Raw genomic sequence first — 2,755 nt, 5'->3', positions numbered from 1 at the left:
ATTTGAAGAGGCAGTCAGCACCATTCGCAACGAAGGCGCAGTCGCTTTCGCCAACGGTGATTCAAACGTCGTCCCGTTTAAGTAGTAGGCGAACGGCCCTGAGCCGACCTTGGCCGGCCATTCGGGTTTCCGCGGCGCGGCCCGTCGAAGCAGACATTCGCCGCGCGTGCACACCGAGCGGCATCTCAGATTTCAGGAGCCAGACTTTTGTGCCAGTCGTTCAGCGGATGTCAGTGTCTGCTCCGATCTGCTTCGCGAGAGGACTGACTCTACGGTCAAGCGCCTGATCGAGCTGGAGGTTGGCGCTGTGACAAACGCAGCCCATGGCGAGACGGACCCACCCCGGCGGGCGCCGCACATGGGCAGAATTCCGTGGCCAACTTGATCACACGCTCGGGTGGGATGACGTGGTCCCCGTCTGTTCACCGTGGTCCACGCGTGTTGCAGCCGGTCCAATGTCGCTGGAGACGATACGGCCATCCTCCAGCGTGAGGATCCGGTCGGCACGGTCGAGGATGCGGTTGTCGTGCGTGACCAGAAGGGTCGTTGTTCCGCGCGCCGCGCCGAGGCGCTTGAGCAGGTCGATCACATCGGCGGCGCTGTCCTTGTCCAACGCGGCTGTCGGCTCGTCCGCAAGTACCATCGCTGGATTGCCGACCAGCGCGCGCGCGACCGCCACGCGTTGCTTCTGCCCGCCCGACAGGTTTGCAGGACGGTAATTCATCCGGTCGGACAGCCCCACCAGATCGAGAGCACGGGCCGCTGCTAGCCGGGCCAAGCCATCTGGCACGCCGGGGCGTACCTGTACCCCCATGACGACGTTCTGCAGCGCCGTCAGACTTTCATGCAGATTGTGCGCCTGGAAGATGAACCCCAGCCGCCGGCGAAGCAGGGTCAGCTCCGCCTCGGGCGCATCGCGCAACTCGTGCCCCAGCAGACGCACCGACCCTTCTTCCACGCCGCGCAGACACCCGGCCAGTGTCAGCAGCGTGGTCTTGCCCGAGCCCGATGGCCCCATCAGCACGGTGAAACTGCCGCGCTCCAGCGTCATGTCGATGTCGAACAAGGCCTGTTTGCGCGCGCCGCCGCTGCCGAACCAATGGTTCAGCACGCGTATGTCGAGGACGGTCTCGTTGCTCATGACAGGGCCTCTCAGAACAGGTCGGCCGGGTCGGCGGCGGACAGCCTGCGCGTGGCAATCACCCCCGAGAGCACCGAGAAGACGACCGTACCAATAAAGACCATGAGCGCCATGGCCGGCGTCATCGACAATGGCAGCGTCGTGATCGCGCCCATGAGCGTCAGGATCGCCGTGCCCACCGCAAGCCCCGGCAGAAAGCCCAGAAGACCGAGTACCAGCGCTTCCTCGACGACGATGCCAAGGAAAAAACGCGGCCCGTAGCCCATGGCCTTGAAGGTCGCGTATTCGCGCAGGTGGTCGGCCACGTCCGCCGACAGGACCTGGTAGACGATCACGAGCCCGACAAGAACGCCGATCAGCACGCCGAAGCCGAAGATCACGCCCGTGGGCCGCTGCGTCTGCTGGTAGCGCAGATCCTCCTGCGCGGCCGCGTCGTAGCTGCGGATGCGCAGATCGTCGGCGGAAATCAGCGTCTGGAGCCGCGCGATGGTGGCGTCCGCGTCCGCACCGGGGCGCAGGCGCAGCAGGATATGATCGGGCGCGGCCGAGCTGCGCGCCGGGAAGAGCGACAGGAAGGTCTGGTCCGACACAAACATGTAGCCGTCACCGCCGAAGCCGCCGCCGCCCGCGAAGGTGTCGAGCGCAGTGAGCGTGCGGCCTTGCGTCTCGAAGGACAGGGGCGTCTGCGGGCGGATCGCGGCGGCCTCGTCGCGCGGCAGGCCGCGCGCCAGCCGGTCGATGATCGCCACGTCCTGCACCTGCAACAGCGCAAGATCGCCGGCGATCGCGGGCGCGACGAACCCCGGCTGGCCGGGGTCGATCCCGAAGGTGGTGAAGGTAATGTCGGTATCGCCGCGATCCCAGGGCGCGTTGCCCACGAACAGCCCCATGCCGGCAACCACGTCCGGGTCCGCGAAGGCCTGCAACATCCATTGCCGCGCCACGTTGCTGCCCTCGGCCAGCGCGTTGGCATCGGCGGCGGAGATCATGATGTCGGCCTCGAACAACTCATAGGGTTTCAGCGTCGCCGTCGCCATCGAGTTCATGATGCCCAACTGCACCAACACCAGCACATTGGCGAAGGCCACACCCGACAGGGCCGCCACGAACCGCCCGCGCTTGTGGGTCAGCTGCAGCCAGCCGATCGGCAGCCGCCCGAAGATCCATTGCAGAAGGCGGCTCATTGACCGGCCCGTTCGGGCGCGCCTGTGTCGATGCGGGCCACTGCCTCCAGACCGACATAGCGCGCGGCAAGGCGCGATGACGCGGGGTCGAGCGCCACGAGAACCCGAACCACGCGCGCGTCGGAATTTGCCGCCGCGTCGTCCGAGATCAGCCCCTGCCGCCCGACGGTCAGGCCGATGCTTTCGACCGTGCCGCGCACGCCTTGCCCCAACGCTGGTGCCGCCAGCTCGACCGGCTGGCCCGTGGCGACCGAGGCGACGCGATCTTGCCAGACCTCGACCTCGGCCATCATGGCACGGGTGTCGCCCATCTCCATGATGCCCTCGGCGGTGCTCGAGCAGGTGATCCAGTCGCAGAAACCGCTGCTGATCATCGCCGAGGACGTGGAAGGCGAAGCGCTGGCCACCCTCGTGGTCAACAAGCTGCGTG

Annotated in this window: 3 protein-coding genes; all 3 read right to left on the bottom strand. The window is 66.6% G+C overall.

Annotated elements, in window-relative coordinates; translation table 11 throughout:
• Positions 1-385: 385 nt before the first annotated feature.
• From ACH107_RS31795 to ACH107_RS31785, 3 genes are read right to left on the bottom strand one after another with little or no spacing between them, the layout of a single operon-like run.
• Positions 386-1,141 carry an ATP-binding cassette domain-containing protein gene (locus ACH107_RS31795; protein ID WP_412509635.1) on the bottom strand — a complete coding sequence of 252 codons (756 nt, stop codon included), beginning with the start codon at positions 1,139-1,141 and terminating at the stop codon, positions 386-388.
• 11 nt (positions 1,142-1,152) lie between these two features.
• Entirely contained in the window at positions 1,153-2,325 is a 1,173-nt protein-coding gene (locus ACH107_RS31790; protein WP_412509634.1) for an FtsX-like permease family protein, read from the bottom strand.
• Positions 2,322-2,636, bottom strand: a complete 315-nt coding sequence (locus ACH107_RS31785; protein WP_412509633.1) for a hypothetical protein — start codon at positions 2,634-2,636, stop codon at positions 2,322-2,324. Before ACH107_RS31785 ends, ACH107_RS31790 begins: the two co-directional genes overlap by 4 nt.
• Positions 2,637-2,755: the final 119 nt, after the last annotated feature.

The organism is Roseovarius halophilus (ex Wu et al. 2025), from assembly GCF_047086965.1.
This window is presented reverse-complemented; position numbering and strand designations above follow the sequence as displayed.